Source organism: Candidatus Poribacteria bacterium (assembly GCA_016866785.1).
Taxonomy (GTDB): Bacteria; Poribacteria; WGA-4E.
Map to the genome: position 1 here is coordinate 1 of VGLH01000100.1, position 15,124 is coordinate 15,124.

A 15,124-nucleotide genomic window follows, 5' to 3' on the forward strand; every position below is an offset into this window, starting at 1 on the left:
TGGACACGTGCCGTGGGTGTGGCGGAGCTTCCTGCGGGGACACAACCCGTTATTCATGGACCCCTACGACGGCTCCGTTCTCGGCACGCCGGGCGATCCGGAGTGGGTTCCCATCCGCCAGGCGATGGGCGTCGCGCGCCGCGTCGCGGAGCGCGTGGAGCTCGGTCGGATGGTTCCGCGCGCCGACCTCGCCTCTAGCGGATACTGTCTCGCGGACGACGGCAGCACCTACATCGCCTATGCCGAAGACGGCGCGAACTTGATCCTCGACCTGTCCGACGCCAGAGGCGCCCTCACGGCGGAATGGATTCACCCCGTCAGGGGCGAGTCGACTACAGTAGAACCCGTCGCGCCCGGCAGACGCGAGTTCGTCGCGCCATTCGGCGGCGGAGCGGCGCTGCTTCTCTCCGCCCAGTGAACGGCAGGCAGGAGTCGCCTGGCTCATAGCATTCGGAGGAAGTCAGAGAGGGGTCAGGAACGCCCGCTTGCCCTGTGGGTGGCGTGGATCGTCCAGTTGCGGGGAACACCGCGCAGGAGAGCACCCTGGTCTGCATGATTCCAGTCTCCTCTCGGATGAGTCAACAGGATCAGAGACCCAACTCCCATCCCACCGAGAGCCGAACAGCCCTAGGGGAGGGATGGGGTTCTAGACGATCTGGAGCATCCGGTCGAGGGCGACCGCGGCCCATTTGGCGATGTCACGATCGACGGAGATCTGGTTGACCACCCGCCCCTCGGCGAGGTTATCGAGAACCCAGCAGAGGTGCTGCAGGTCGATCCGGTTCATCGTCGTGCAGAGGCACTGGTTCGGATCGAGCGAGACGATGAACTTGTCAGGATGCTGCTTCGCGAGTCGGTTCACGAGGTGGAGCTCCGTGCCGATCGCCCACTTGCTGCCCGTAGGAGCCGACTCGATGGTGCGCTTGATGTACTCCGTCGAGCCGGACAGGTCGGCGAGCTGCGCGACTTCGTAGGCGACTTCGGGATGAACGAGCACCGTGATGTCCGGGAACACCTCACGGAGCCGGACGACGTGCTTTGTCGTGAACAACTGGTGAACCGGGCAGTTGCCGCGCCACAGGAGGATGTCCGCGTTTCGGATCATCTCCTTCGTGTTCCCGCCCAGCGGTAGCTCCGGGTCCCACACGAGCATGCGGTCGAGCGGGATGCCTCGCGCCGCTCCGACGTTCCTGCCCAGGTGCTCGTCCGGGAAGAAGAGCAGGCGCTGCTTCTGCGCGAACGCCCACTCCATGACGGCTCCCGCGTTCGACGACGTGCAGACGGCTCCGCCGTTCTCGCCGACGAATGCCTTCAGGTCGGCGGCGGAGTTCATGTAGGTGATCGGGGCGACCGTATCACCGACGACGCTGCGGAGGTCCGCCCAGCACTGCTCGACGGCTTCGAGGTCCGCCATGTCCGCCATGTGGCAACCGGCTTTGAGGTCGGGCAAGATGACCTTCTGGTGGTCGGCGCTGAGGATGTCAGCGCTCTCCGCCATGAAGTGAACGCCGCAGAAGACGATGTAATCGGCTTCTGGTCTCGCCGCCGCCTGCTGCGACAGTTTGAAGGAGTCGCCCTCGAAATCCGCCAGGGCGACGACCTCGTCGCGCTGGTAGTGGTGTCCCAGAATGACCAGACGCTTGCCGAGCTCAGCCTTGACTTGCCGGCATCGCTCGGAGAGCCGGTCTTCGGACATGCGATAGTACTTCTCCGGGATGGGGACGAAATACACGACCGGTTCCCTCGCTCTTTCTTCGAGGTGGCGCGACGCGCGTGCTTTGCCCTCGCAACACCGGCACGCTGAGTCGCCCGGATGGATGCGCCCGCCGAACGTCACACCCCGTCCTCGGAGACGTCCGTGTCATGCCTTGCGGCACGTCTCACGTCGGACGAGCGCATAAACGGAGTGTAGGCTCCGCCGGAGTGTCTCACACTGACTATAGCACGATCATACCGCGATGCGCGCGGATCGACTAGGCCTCCGTGGATGATTCGGTAGCTTCATCAAGGGTGACGTAGATATCGTCTCCCTCGATCTGCACCGGGTACGTCTCGACCTGAATGCCGGCGGGCCAGACGCCCTCGCCGTCGGACATGCGGAACTCCCACCCATGCCAGGGGCAGACGATGGTGCCTTCATCCGTCATCCAACCTGCCCCAAGCGAGCCGCCGAGGTGCGGGCACGTATCGTTGATCGCGTAGACTTCCTCGCCGTGGCGCATGACGGTGATGTAGGTGCGTTCGTGGTTGATGACGCGGCACTGGCCAGCAGGGAGTTCGGAGAGCTGGCACGCCTTGTGTCGCACTGAGCTGTTCTCCATCTGGTTCGCTAGCCGTAGCGTTCCTCGGTCCACGGATCGCCGTCCATGTGGTATCCGTGGCGCTCCCAGAAGCCGGGGCGGTTCTTGGCGATGAACTCGATGCTGCGCGCCCACTTGGCGCTCTTCCACGCGTAGCGCTTGGGAACCACGAGCCGCAGCGGGTATCCGTGCTCTGGCGTCAGGTTCTCGCCATCGTGCCGATACGCGAGGAGCACGTCGTCATCGATGAGCATGTCGAGGGTGAGGTTCGTCGTGTAGCCGCCGTCGCAGTGGACCATCGCGGCGGTCGCTTCGGGCTTGATGACGACGTGCCGGAGCACTTCGCGGATGTGGACGCCTTCCCAGGTGTTGTCGAGCCGGCTCCATGTCGTGACGCAGTGGAAGTCCGCCGTGATCGCCACCTGGGGCAGGGCGTGGAACTCGTCATAGGCCCATCGCACGGGCTCTTGGACCAGACCCCAGATGCGGAAGTCCCACTGCGAGGGATCGAACCGGGGCGTGGGTCCGTACGTCAGGATGGGAAACCTCTCGGTGAGAACCTGCCCGGGCGGTGTGCGCCGCGCGCGGTCCTCCAACGACCCCGTCTTGGTTGCTCCTAGTGCCGTCAACGCGTCACCTCCCTTGCCGCGAGTGCACCGATGCCAGCCACCCTTAACTGTGCCTCGCGGAAGGGCAGATCGCCAACTTGTGAAGCGTCGTCCGTCACGGCAGCGTCAGGGAGCCAGGCTCACGCGCCACAGATGACGCCATGACGTCGGGTTCAGGACGAGCCCGCTCACGTTGCGTCGCGTGACGACAACGTTCTGCGCGTGCGCGATCGGGAGCCAAGGGGCGTCGTCGTGGACGATCTGCTGGACCTCGCCGTAGAGCGCGACGCGCCGTTCGTGGTTCGACTCGATCTGGGCGTTAACCAGGAGCTCGTGGACGCGGTCGTTGCGGTAGAACGCGATGTTGCCAGCCGGGGGCTTCGCGTTCGACTTGTCGAGGTTGAAGTAGAGGAAGTTGTCGGGGTCGGCGTAGTCGGCGATCCATCCGAGCATCGCCAGGTCGTGGTCGCCGTTCTTCACCTTCTCCAGGTGCGTTCCCCACTCGTACGTCTCGATGCGCGTGCGGATGCCGACCGCCTGGAGATCGGACTGAACCGCGAGCGCCACCTGCGACGGGTTCAGGAAATACGGGCGTGGAGCCGACAGCGCGTAGAACGTCAGCTCGCGATCCATGCCCTTCGGCAGCGCCTCTTTGAGCAGCGCGCGCGCCTTTTCCGGCGAGTACTCGTAGCCCTGGATCGAGTCGTTGTAGCCCCAGACGGTCGGCGGGAACGGATTCTTGGCGGGAACCGCCAGCCCGCTGAAGAGCTTCTCGACGATGGCGGTCTTGTTGACGGCGTGGTTGATCGCCCGGCGCACGCGCGGGTCGTTGAACGGGGCGTGGTCGTTGTTCAGGGCGATGTAGCCGACCGTCATGCCGGGCTGTTCCATCAGAACGAGGTCGGGGTTCGAGCGGATGGCTTCCAGGTTCTCCGGGTCGGGGTATTCGAGGACGTGGATGGTTCCTTGCTCGATCTCGATGAGCCGCGCCGCGTTGTCGGGAATGGAGCGGAAGACGATCTGGTCGAGCGCCGACTTGCCGCCCCAGTAGTCGTCGTTGCGTTCCAGCACGAGCCGGTCGTCGCGCCGCCACTCGACGAACTTGAAGGGACCCGATCCGACCGGATGCGACTTGAAGTCGGCTCCCCACTGACGCAACGCCGTTGGACTGACGACCGAGAACGCGGGAACGGCGAGGGCGCTCAGCAGCGGTGCGTAGGCGCGATTGAGTCGAACCTCGACGGTCTTCGAATCGAGAGCGGACACCTTCCCGATGATCTCGTCGAGTCCGAGAGCCGTCCAGTACAGGTAGGGCCCGCCGACGTTGTGGTACGGATGCGCGGGATCGTACTGGCGCTCGAACGAGAAGACGACCGCCTCGGCGTCGACGGGAGTGCCATCGTGGAAGAGGACGCCCTCGCGCAGGTGGAACGTCCAGACGAGTCCGTCCGGCGAGGACTCCCATTCCGTTGCCAGCCCCGGCTCGATGTCCGTCGATGCTTGCTGATACTGCACGAGCGTATCGAAGATGAGCTCGGCGACCTTGAACGACTCGCCGTCTTCCTCATGTGCCGCGTCGAGTCCCACCGAATCGGCGCCTCGACCGAACACGAGCACTTGCGCCGGGGCGCTCTTGGGCTTGTCGGTCTTGCCCCGGCAACCGACGCCCGCGATCAGGAAGAGGGATACCAGCAGAGCGATCTGACAGGTGGGAGTGGTTCTTTTCACGAGGTGTCCTCTCATCACCAGCCGCGGTGAATCCGCGCGATTCTAGCATCCGCGCAGAGAGGCGCTCAAGGCGCGGTTGACAGGCGGCGGTGCGCGTTGGTAGATTCGACCCGATCCGACGCACCGTTGGAGGGCAGACGTGAAACTGGCGATCTGCAACGAGCTCTTTGAAGGCTGGACGACGCGCGATGTGTTCGCTTATGCCGCCAATGCCGGATACGACGGTGTCGAGCTGGCTCCCTTCACGCTCGCCGAGAGCGCATTCGACATCGATGGAGCCCGCCGCGAAGCAATTCGCCGGGAAGCCGAAGACATCGGCGTCGCCATCGTGGGGCTCCACTGGCTCTTCGTATCGCCGAAGGGGCTCTCCCTGAACGGTCCCGACGCCGCGCTCCGCACCCGGACGCGCGATCATCTCATGGAACTGACACGACTCTGCGCCGACCTCGGCGGGGAGCTCATGGTGATCGGCTCGCCGCAGCAGCGGAACGTCGTCGAGGGCGTGACGCGCGAGCAGGCGTTCGAGTACGCGCGGGCGACCTTCCGGGAGTGCTCGGAGCTCGCTGGCGAAATGGATGTGATGCTCTGTCTGGAACCGTTGACGCGGCAATCGACGAACTTCATCACGAACCCGTCGGAAGCCGCCGGTCTCATCGAGGCGGTAAACCACCCCAACTTCCAGATGATCGTCGATGTGTATAGCTCGTCGCGTGAGAACCTGGACATCCCCGGCGAGATTCGGAAACACGCGTCGCGCGTGCGGCACATCCACGCCAACGACGACAACGGCTACGCGCCCGGCTCCGGCGGCGTAGATTACGCGCCGATTGTCGCCGCCTTGCGCGAGATCGACTACGGCGGCTATCTGTCCGTCGAGGTCTTCGACTTCAAGCCCGATCCCAAGACCATTGCGGATCGGAGCGTCCGGTTCCTGAGAACGCACGTACCGGCGATGACCTGAGCGTACCGAAGGAGATTCCGATGAACTCGCTCACGGCGGCGGAGCAGCGCGACGGATGGCGGCTGCTGTTCGACGGCAAGTCGCTCGACGGCTGGGATGCGACCGGCAGCCTCGAAGGCTGGACGGTGGACGGCGACGCCATCGCGTGCACGGTCAACCGAGGCGGCTACCTCTACACGCAGGACACGTTCGAGGACTTCGAGCTCCGCATCTCCTTCCGCATCGCGTCTCAGTGCAACAGCGGCATCTTCTTCCGCTGGTCCGACCTCTCCGATCCGGTGAACACGGGGTATGAGATTCAGGTTCTCGACACGTTCGGACCCGACCGGACGGGCGTCCACGACTGCGGAGCCATCTACGAGCTTGTCCCGCCGAGCAAGCAGACGATGAAGCCCGCTGGCGAGTGGAACGACGTCGTCCTCAAGTGCGAAGGTCCCCACATCAGCGTCTCGATGAACGGCGAAGAGATCTGCACGATGAACTCGGACCTGTGGGACACACCGCACCAGAACCCCGACGGAACCAAGACGAAGTTCAACTACGCCTGGAAGGACCTGCCGCGCCGAGGTCACATCGGCTTGCAGGACCACGGCGGCAAGGTGTGGTACCGCGACGTGAAGGTTCGCGAGCTCTGATCCACGGAGCGACGCCGTGAGCGCCCGTTTCTACCTGCCGCGCGGTCCCGCGTATACCGTCGTCGACTGGAGCAACCCCATCGGGGCGCAGCACTACTTCGGCGGGGCGGAGCACGGCGACATCCGCTACACGGAGCCGCTGCTGAACCACCTACACCACCTGGAGCCGCTCTGCGAATACTTGGAGCGGTACGCTCGGCGCGCCTACTCGGACCATTCGGGTCGGCGACTGATGGAGGTCACGCCGTTATGAGCGCTTCGCTGCGAGTCGGGATCGTCGGTGCGCCGCGCGGTTCGTCGTTCATCCGGGCGTTCCGCACGATCCGCCAGACGGAGGTCGTCGCCCTGTGCGACGTCAACGAGACGACGCTGAACCGAATCGGGGACGCGCACGAGATCGACCGGCGGTTCACGTCGTATGACGATCTGCTCGATTGGGGGGTCGATATCGTCGTCATCGCGACGCCGATGCGGTTCCACGCGCCGCAGTCCATCGCAGCGCTCAACGCCGGGGTTCACGTGCTCTCCGAGGTGACGGCGGCGATGACCATCGGCGAGTGCCACCAGCTCCGCGATGCCGCCCTGGCGTCCGGCGCGCACTACATGATGGCGGAGAACTACTGCTACATGAAGGCGAACGTTCTGGTGAGGAGCCTGGCGCATGAGGGCATGTTCGGCGAGCTCTACTTCGCCGAGGGCGAGTACGTCCACGACGTGAAGTTCCTCCACCACGACGCGCAGGGGAACCCGACGTGGCGGTATGTCGACCAAGTGGGCAAGAACGGCTGCACGTACGGCACGCACTCGCTGGGTCCGGTTCTCCAGTGGCTCCAGGAGCGCGTCGTGACGGTATCGTGCGTCGGGTCGGGCATCCACACAGACCCCGAACACGCCATCGACGACACGGTGCTGATGAACTGCAAGACGGAGAGCGGCGCGCTGGTGAAGATCCGGCTCGACATGATGTCGAACCGTCCGCACGGGATGAACTACTACGCGCTCCAGGGCACGAAGGGGTGCTACGAAGCGCCGCGCGGATTCGGCGACAGCCACAAGATTTGGCTCGCCGACCGATGCGACAAGGTCGAGTGGCGCTCGCTGTGGGACTTCGAGGAGGAATTCATGCCCGACATGTGGCGGAACCCGCCCGAAGAAGCCCTCCAGGCGGGACACGGCGGCGGCGACTACTTCGAGGTGCGCGACTTCGTCGATGCCATCGTGAAAGACGAGCCGCCCCCTATCTCGATCTGGGACGCACTCGACTTCACGCTGCCGGGCTTGGTGTCCGAGGATTCCATCGCCTACGGCGGCGTTCCTCTGCCGGTTCCCGATCTGCGGCGCGGGTCGTGAGCGAGAGTTCGCCTCCCCGATCTCCGCGACGTCGCTGGATGATCCCGCGCGAGCACGGCGCGTGGGTCATGCTCTACGTTCCGTTCCTCATGGGCGTCCTCGTCGCGCCGGAGCCGTTTCCTTACTCCATCCCGGCTCTACTGTTCGTCACGGGCGGCTACTGCGCGCGCGCTCCCATCTCCGTGCTCTTCTCGCGGCGACGCCAGCGCCATGGCGAAGCTACCCGATGGCTGGCGGGATTCGCGGCGATGGCGGGGATCGGCGCGGTCGGACTGCTATCGCACTCGGCTGTGCGGACGATGTCGGCGGTCGTCGTGGTGGGCGCGGTGTCGTTCGTCGTGAACCTCTGGCTGGCGACGCGGCGCGAACATCGCGGGTTCGTCGGGGAGCTGGTCGGCATCGCAGGGCTCGTCCTGACGGCTCCGCTGGGCTACCTGGCGGCGAACGGTCCCGATTCGACCATGCTCGTCGAACTGTGGCTCCTGAACCTGCTCTACTTCGGCAGCAGCATCGTCTACGTGAAGTGGAGGGTGGCGAACCTCACGAGCTCGGGCGACGGGAACGCCTCGCGGCGCGCGCTGGCAGGTCTGGCGACCTATCACGGCGTCGGCGCGGCGTGTCTAGGCTGCCTCATCGTGAGCGGCTTCGTGCCTCCGCCGGTCGCGTGGGCGTACGTTCCGCTGGCTCTGCGGTACGGACTCGGGCGAGTCGTTTCCGTGAACCCGACGCTGACGCAGGTGGGCGTGAGCGAGGTCATCTTCGCCGTCCTCTATCTCGCGGCGGCGAGTTGGGGCTTGCGGGCGTGACACGACGGCTCGCCGCGCGATACCATTCCGAAGGAGCCACGGAACCTCCACGAGACCCCGAAGATGCGTGGCGTTTGGCAGATCGTCGTCAGTCGGGTGCTGCGCCTCCTGCGAGTCGCGCGGGAGTGCGCGACGACCTGGCGTCACTCTCCGCAGACGTGGCGCCGACGAACGTTCTGGGTGGCGACGGCTTTTCTCGCCTTCCTGATTCCCTACAGCGCGTTCCTCTTCGTCCGCATCTCCCTCCGCATGGATCGCTACGTGTGGGACGTGCCGTCGCGCGTCTACGCCGCGCCGATGGTTCTCTACCGCGGACTTGGGATCGATCGGTCGAGGCTCATCAGCCATCTGCGAAGCCTCGGATACTGGGAAGTCGCGGATTCGCCGGAACGCCCCGGCGAGTTCGACGCTCAGGGCTCCCGGATCGATATCCACTTGCGGGAGCGAGAGACGGCGGAGGGCACGCAGCGGGCGGAGCGCGTTCGTATCGTCCTTTCGGGAAGTGCCGTCCGCGAGCTATCGGGAGCCGCATCGAAGAAGGGCGAAGCACAGTCCCTCGACTTCGTGGAACTCGACCCGATGCCCATCGCGCGCATCTACGCCGACGTGCGCGAGGAGCGCGAGATCGTCCCGCTCGACGAGCTCCCGCCGCAGTTGGTGAACGCGATCATCGCCGTCGAGGACAAGCGCTACTTCGGGCATCTCGGCTTGTCGCCGAGGGGCATCGCACGGGCGCTGTGGGCGAACCTCCGCGCCGGCAGAACCGCCGAAGGCGGCAGCACGATCACCCAGCAGCTCGTCAAGAACCTGTTCCTGACGCACAAGCGCACGTTGACGCGCAAGGTTAACGAGGCGCTCATGGCGGTCATCGTCGAGTTGCGCTACTCGAAGAAGACGGTGCTGAACGCCTACGTCAACGAGATCTACCTGGGGCAGAGCGGATCGATCAGCATTTCGGGCGTCGGAGCGGCGGCGCGGTTCTACTTCGGCAAGGACGTGAGGAGCCTGACGCTCGCCGAGAGCGCATTGCTCGCCGGGATGATCCGCTCGCCGTTCCGGTACTCGTTCCTGAACGATCCGCAGAGGGCGCGCGACCGGCGTCAGTTCGTTCTGACGCGGCTCGTGGAAGAGGGCAAGATCAGCGCTCAGGAACGCGCCTCGGCGGTCGATGCGCCGCTGCCGAAGGAAGGGCATCCGGTCGCCGCGCGGAGTGTGCCGTACGTCGTCGATGCGATCCGCGCCGAAGTCCCCATCTCGTCCGAACGCCTGTCGAAGCGGGGTTACCGCATCTACACGTCGCTCGACTCGACGCTCCAGTCGGCAGCCGAGCTCGCCGTGCGCCAGCAAGCGAAGCGTCTGACCCGGAACGGCTCGCACCCGGAGTTGGCGTTCGCGGCGATGAACGCCCATACGGGCACGATCACGGCGCTCGTCGGCGGCGTGGACTACGGCACGTCTCAGTTCAACCGCGTCTACCTGGCGATGCGCCAGCCGGGCTCCGCGTTCAAGCCCATCGTCTATGCCGCCGCGTTGGAGCGCGCCATCGAGCGGGACCCCAAGCGGTTCACGCCGACGACGCTGCTCAAGGACTCCCGGCTGGTCATGACCGCAGGCGGGAAGGAGTGGAGCCCCCGCAATCCGCACGGCGGCTACCTCGGCGATGTGACCGTGCGCGTGTCGGTCGAGGATTCGCTGAACGTCCCTGCCGTGCGCGTCGCCGACTCGGTCGGGTTGCGTCGCGTCGTCGAGCTGGCGTACGGCTTGGGAATCCGTCGGGAATTGCCCGAGGTTCCGTCCATCGCCCTGGGTTCCGCCGAAGTGATGCCCATTGAGCTCCTCGAAGCGTACGGGGCGTTCGCAGGGAACGGAGCCCGCGTCGCGCCGTACATCGTCCGCCGTGTCGTCGACGCGAAGGGCAAGCAGGTGTATCGCGGGACGACCGCGTACCGGCGCGTGCTGTCTCCGCAGTCCGCCTATCTGCTGACGCACCTGCTCGAAGGCGTGTTGGATCGGGGAACCGGCGCGTCGTCGCGTTCGTGGGGGTTCCGTTCCGTGGGAGCCGGCAAAACGGGAACCACGAACGACGGACGCGACGCCTGGTTCGTCGGCTACACGCCGGAGACGGTCGCGCTGGCGTGGGCGGGCTACGACGACTCCCGACCGTTCGGGATGAGCGGAGCGCGCGCGGCTCTGCCCGTGTGGGCGCAGGCGATGGCGGCGTATGCCCGGAGCCGTCCGCGTCGTTCATTCGTCGTGCCGCAGGGGATCGTGTTCCGGCGCGTCTGCCGGTTCAACGGACTCCTGGCGAACGAGGCGTGTCCCGTCACGGTCGAGGAGGCGTTCATCGAGGGAACGCAGCCGAAGGAAGTGTGCGCGCACCACGAAATCCTGCCGGAGCCGGCGGAGCTCGCAGAGGAAGACGCGGAAGCGCTCGAGCAAGAAGCGCTGCTGCTGGCGGCCCCGTCGTCCGAGTTCGTCGGCGGGTCGGAGCTCGATCTGTCGCCGGTCGCACCGCCGCCGCTTCGCGCCACCTACGTCGCCGATCAGATCGAAGCCGCCGCCGTCGTCGCCGAGACGATCTACGCCAAGACGATCGAGGCGGATGTGCTGGAGGCTCCCAACGTGAAGCCCTACCAGAGCCCGCCGGTGGACCCGGGCATCTCGCAGGCGTCGGGACGAGAGAACGGCATCTTCGCGACGCGCGTCGTCGCCCGCCGTATCTACGCGAGTTACGTGAAGGCGGAGACGATCTACGCGGAGAAGGTCATCGTCGGAGGAGAGGCGCGGTGACCAAGCTGCCGTTGGTTCTGGTCGCTGCGATGCTCGTTGCGCTGACAGGATGCGGCCGGCGGCCGGAGGTGTCGGGTCTGGCGCGTCGTTTGGTCGACCGACAGTTGCCCACGACCGACGACACGGGCTCCCGGGCGGCGTCGATGGCGATGGTCGGTCGAGCCCTCGCGGCGCTCAAGTCGCACGATACGGACGCCGCCGAGGATTGGCTCGCGTCGGCGATCGCTCTCGACTTCTCGAATCCCTACCCGTACCACGTCCTCGGCATCATGGCGTTCGACGCGCGCGACTTCGGGGAGGCGGCAGGGACCCTCGCCAAGGCCGCCGCGCTCCACCGGCAGCCGAACGAGTGGGCGCTCGAATGCCACCTACTGCTCGGAGCGGCAGAGAACCACGAGCAGGAGTGGGCTGCCGCTCGCGCCGCGTACGAGGTTGCCCTTCGGGTCGCGCCGGATCAACCGGATGCCAAGCGCGGGCTCCAAGCCGCCGAGAAGCATCTCGAGCGCCAACGGCGCAAGGAAGAGCCTGCCAAGTAGAGGCGATCCGACGGCTCGCCCCTACACCGACGGCTAGACGACCGCCTCGTCCGGGTCGTCCGCCGAGAGATTCTCTCCCCGGTGGAGACGCAGCGCGAGCGTCGCCGTCTGCCGGAGCGCGCGCGCCGTCGGGGCGTGGGCTGCGAGATAGCGTCCGGCGGCGACGAGCGTCAGACGGGCGCGTTCCTCGTCGAGCTCGTTCGCCTGCCGGACAGCCGCCTCGAACATCTGGAAGTCGTGGAAGTCCGCGTCTTCGCGGACGAGGGCGTGCCCGAGCGTCTCGATGAGCCGTTCGCGGGGGTGTCCCAGCGACAGGTATCGGTAGACGTGCATCCCGGCTTCATCGACCAACCCCTGCGTGTCGAACGTCGCCAACAGCCCGTCGAGCAGCGCGTCCGCGTCGGATGGCAGCGCCTGCGTGTCCCGGCGGTTCTGCGGGAGCCGTGCCGCCGGCTTGTTAAACCATCGGTCGAACCACACCGCCATCGCGCCGTGGAACACACCGCGCAGCAGCTCCGTCGACGGCGACCGCCGCGCGCATTGATGGAGCGCGTTCGCGTAGGTGTAAGTGTGGAGAACGGAGAGCCAGTCGCCGTACTCGTTCTTGACATGGAACCGCGCGATGCGCAGCGCGGCGGCGTAGGCGAGCGACTGCGTCACGTCCACCACGTCCGCGCCGTTGGTGAGCGCGTCGCGCAAACCTTTGACGATGACGGACGGATCGTCGTCCAGCAGCGCGGTCGTGAGGCGTTCGCCCGCGTCGGCGGTCCAGGTCTTGCCCTCGCCGCTCGCGATGATCTCCGGCAGCTTGGAGAACTCGGCGTAGAGCATCCCCGACAGGTCGTGCGGACTGCGCCATCGGTTCTGCTCTTCGCTGCGGCTGCTGCGCGCGAGGACGCCCGCCAGCGTCGGCAGAATGTCCGTCGCGCGTTCCCACCCGACGTGGTCGAGAACCTCGAAGCCCTTGTTGACGAAGTCGAGCGCGTGTCCGCCGTCGCGGTAGAAGTGATCCGTCGCGGCGCAGACCATCATGTCGCACGCCTCGGCGATGGTCGCTCCCTGGGCGAGCGCAGTCAGGATGGCGCGCTCTGCGCCGTCGGGGTTCCGCACATCGATGAAGTAGCGGAACCACTCCTTGAGCCGCTCAATGGAGTGCTCGTCCGTCTCCAGGGGCATCAGGACGACGCGCGGTGCCGATGACGAGGTCTCCCGCGAGACGTGGACGAGTCCCTGATAGAGCGCCAGGTTCGCATCGGCGGGAGCCAGGCGCGGCAGAACGTTCGCCATCGCCGTCAGGATCGTCAAGCCGGGGCCCCATCCGGCGCGGCGTCCTTGAGCCCCATAGAGCGCGCCGATCTGGACGGCATGCGACCCCGGCGCGTGATTGGCATCCAGCGCGATGACCGCCTTGGCGATGATGAGCCCCAGGTTCTGCTCCAACCCCTCGCGGAGCCGGCGCGTCCAGTGCTCGACCACATGCGAGCCGTTCGCGTGGGCATCGACCGAGACGGTGTCTCCCACGATCTGGACGGGATACGACGCGACGTCGTCCGCCCAGGGGTCGAAGGTGCATCCGCTGGCGACATCGAACCGCGCGTGATGCCAGTCGCAGATGAGAATCCCGTGCTGGAACGTGCCTTCGCTCAGGGGATAGCCCATGTGGGGACAGCGGTTGTCGAGCGCGCGCACCGCGTCTTCCGACCGGATGAGGACGACGGACGTGCCTTCGACGTTGACGGCGTGGAGCTCGCCCTCGCGGAGTTCACTCAGGCGGGCGCACGGGGTCCAGTGGGCGGCATTTGGCATGGTAACCTCCTTAGATGATTCGAGCGGCAGTCGAGGACTGCCTCAGCGGGCAGCGACGCGGGCGAGCGTGGCTCCCGCGATGCACGCCGCGATGCCCATCGCGACGCTTCCGAACAGGTTCCCCGCGAAGGCGTGCCATCTCCCGTCGGACGCCAATCCCAGGGATTCCTGACTGAAGGCTGAGAACGTCGTGAACGCGCCGAGAAGTCCGGTTCCAAAGAAGAGCCGGTACTCCGTCGGAACCGCGAAAGGCGTCGCGTTCAGCGAAACGAGAAAGCCCAGCACGAACGAACCGGTGACGTTAACCACCAGCGTTCCGGCGGGAAACCCGATCAGCCACCGCCCGAACCACTCGACGACGACGAACCGAAACACCGAACCCACGAAGCCGCCAATCCCGACGAGCACGACCTGTTTCATCCCCGCCCCTTCGGACCGCTATCCACGTCGGACTGACCTCACCGCCTCGACGAGGGACCGGACGAACGCCTGCGTCCGTGGCACGATCTCCGCCGGCGCGTCCAGATACCGCTCGATCGTGTTGACGATGGCGCTGCCGACGATGACGCCGTCCGCGAGAGCCGCCACGCTGGACGCCTGCTCCGGCGTCGAAATGCCGAACCCGACGCACACGGGCTTGTCCGTCACCTCACGCAGCCGGTTCACCAGCGGCGACACATCGGCGGAGACCGTTTCCCTCGCGCCCGTGACGCCCGTGACCGATACCAGGTAGATGAACCCCGTCGCTGCGGCGGCAACCGTCGCGAGCCGCTCCTGGGTGCTCGTCGGCGCGACGAGAAAGACCGTCGCGATCCCATTCTCCCGCGCCGGCGGAATGAGCTCGTCGGCGTCCTCCGGCGGCAGGTCGGGGATGATGAGCCCGTCGACGCCCGCCGATGCCGCGTCGCGGCAGAACCGCTCGACGCCATAACGGAAGAAGGGGTTGTAGTAGCCCATCAGCGCGATGGGCAGCTCGGATGTACGCCGCACATCTTCCACCAAGCCCAGTATAGCCTTCAGCCGCGTTCCCGCGCCCAGTGCTCTGCCGGTCGCCCTCTCGACGCTGGGTCCATCGGCGATGGGGTCGGAGAAGGGCACGCCGAGCTCGACCATATCGGCGCCCGCGTCCTCGAAGGCGGCTAGGAGCTCGCGCGTGACGGACAGCGACGGATCGCCGGCGGCGATGTAGGGCATGAACGCGCAGGAGCCTTCCGCGCGGAGCCGATCGAACAGCCGCTTGATGCGGTTGGCGCTCATAGCTCGACTCCCAGCGCTTCGGCGATGGTTCCCGTGTCCTTGTCGCCCCTGCCCGACAGGTTGACGACGATGACGGCGTCCTTGCCCAGCGCTGGGGCGAGTTCCGTCAGGTGCGCGACGGCGTGCGCCGATTCGAGCGCGGAGATGATCCCCTCCGTTCGGCAGAGGAGCTGGAACCCCTCGACCGCCTGGTCGTCCGTGACGGCGACGTACTCGGCGCGTCCCGTGGCGCGGTAATAGGAGTGCTCGGGTCCGACGCCGGGATAGTCGAGTCCCGCCGAGATGGAGTGCGCGGGGGCGACTTGCCCATCCTCCTCTTGGAGCAGGTAGCACTTCGCGCCGTGGAA

15 protein-coding genes are annotated in these 15,124 nt (G+C 66.3%); 7 read left to right on the forward strand and 8 right to left on the reverse strand.

Annotated elements, in window-relative coordinates; translation table 11 throughout:
- Positions 1-646: 646 nt before the first annotated feature.
- The 4 genes from nadA to FJZ36_13705 form a co-directional block, all read right to left on the reverse strand.
- A complete protein-coding gene (gene nadA, locus FJZ36_13690) occupies positions 647-1,696 on the reverse strand; it encodes a quinolinate synthase NadA (GenBank protein ID MBM3215958.1) in 1,050 nt (349 codons plus the stop codon).
- Between the two features lie 277 nt (positions 1,697-1,973).
- On the reverse strand, positions 1,974-2,321 hold the full coding sequence (locus FJZ36_13695; protein MBM3215959.1) for a Rieske (2Fe-2S) protein: 348 nt from the start codon (positions 2,319-2,321) through the stop codon (positions 1,974-1,976).
- Positions 2,322-2,329: 8 nt separating this feature from the next.
- Positions 2,330-2,929, reverse strand: coding sequence for a sulfite oxidase-like oxidoreductase (locus tag FJZ36_13700; GenBank protein ID MBM3215960.1), 600 nt, complete (start codon positions 2,927-2,929; stop codon positions 2,330-2,332).
- A gap of 105 nt (positions 2,930-3,034) precedes the next feature.
- Complete coding sequence (locus FJZ36_13705; protein ID MBM3215961.1) at positions 3,035-4,651, reverse strand: ABC transporter substrate-binding protein; 1,617 nt, start codon at positions 4,649-4,651, stop codon at positions 3,035-3,037.
- Positions 4,652-4,739: 88 nt separating this feature from the next.
- On the opposite strand from FJZ36_13705, the gene FJZ36_13710 reads away from it, so the two are divergent.
- The 7 genes from FJZ36_13710 to FJZ36_13740 all read left to right on the forward strand — a co-directional run bounded on the left by FJZ36_13710 (position 4,740) and on the right by FJZ36_13740 (position 11,714).
- Positions 4,740-5,597: a sugar phosphate isomerase/epimerase gene (locus FJZ36_13710; GenBank protein MBM3215962.1), complete on the forward strand. Its 858-nt coding sequence runs from the start codon at positions 4,740-4,742 to the stop codon at positions 5,595-5,597.
- A gap of 20 nt (positions 5,598-5,617) precedes the next feature.
- Positions 5,618-6,232: a DUF1080 domain-containing protein gene (locus FJZ36_13715; protein MBM3215963.1), complete on the forward strand. Its 615-nt coding sequence runs from the start codon at positions 5,618-5,620 to the stop codon at positions 6,230-6,232.
- A gap of 16 nt (positions 6,233-6,248) precedes the next feature.
- The gene (locus tag FJZ36_13720) at positions 6,249-6,485 is read left to right on the forward strand and encodes a hypothetical protein (protein ID MBM3215964.1); all 237 of its coding nucleotides are present in this window, start codon (positions 6,249-6,251) and stop codon (positions 6,483-6,485) included.
- Complete coding sequence (locus FJZ36_13725) at positions 6,482-7,582, forward strand: Gfo/Idh/MocA family oxidoreductase (protein MBM3215965.1); 1,101 nt, start codon at positions 6,482-6,484, stop codon at positions 7,580-7,582. Before FJZ36_13720 ends, FJZ36_13725 begins: the two co-directional genes overlap by 4 nt.
- Positions 7,249-8,388 (forward strand): hypothetical protein, encoded by a 1,140-nt coding sequence (locus tag FJZ36_13730; protein MBM3215966.1) that lies wholly within the window; start codon positions 7,249-7,251, stop codon positions 8,386-8,388. Before FJZ36_13725 ends, FJZ36_13730 begins: the two co-directional genes overlap by 334 nt.
- Positions 8,389-8,451: 63 nt before the next feature.
- A complete protein-coding gene (locus FJZ36_13735) occupies positions 8,452-11,178 on the forward strand; it encodes a PBP1A family penicillin-binding protein (protein MBM3215967.1) in 2,727 nt (908 codons plus the stop codon).
- The gene (locus tag FJZ36_13740) at positions 11,175-11,714 is read left to right on the forward strand and encodes a hypothetical protein (GenBank protein ID MBM3215968.1); all 540 of its coding nucleotides are present in this window, start codon (positions 11,175-11,177) and stop codon (positions 11,712-11,714) included. The genes FJZ36_13735 and FJZ36_13740 overlap by 4 nt, the downstream gene beginning before the upstream one ends.
- 33 nt (positions 11,715-11,747) lie before the next feature.
- Here FJZ36_13740 and FJZ36_13745 read toward each other — a convergent pair whose 3' ends face one another.
- From FJZ36_13745 to FJZ36_13760, 4 genes are all read right to left on the reverse strand, one after another.
- Complete coding sequence (locus FJZ36_13745; protein MBM3215969.1) at positions 11,748-13,520, reverse strand: Rieske (2Fe-2S) protein; 1,773 nt, start codon at positions 13,518-13,520, stop codon at positions 11,748-11,750.
- A 42-nt stretch (positions 13,521-13,562) separates the two neighbouring features.
- Positions 13,563-13,940: a fluoride efflux transporter CrcB gene (gene crcB / locus FJZ36_13750; protein ID MBM3215970.1), complete on the reverse strand. Its 378-nt coding sequence runs from the start codon at positions 13,938-13,940 to the stop codon at positions 13,563-13,565.
- Between the two features lie 18 nt (positions 13,941-13,958).
- Positions 13,959-14,777 carry a tryptophan synthase subunit alpha gene (locus FJZ36_13755; protein MBM3215971.1) on the reverse strand — a complete coding sequence of 273 codons (819 nt, stop codon included), beginning with the start codon at positions 14,775-14,777 and terminating at the stop codon, positions 13,959-13,961.
- The coding region (locus tag FJZ36_13760; GenBank protein MBM3215972.1) for a pyridoxal-phosphate dependent enzyme at positions 14,774-15,124 on the reverse strand (351 nt) is incomplete at its 5' end. The genes FJZ36_13760 and FJZ36_13755, both read right to left, overlap by 4 nt.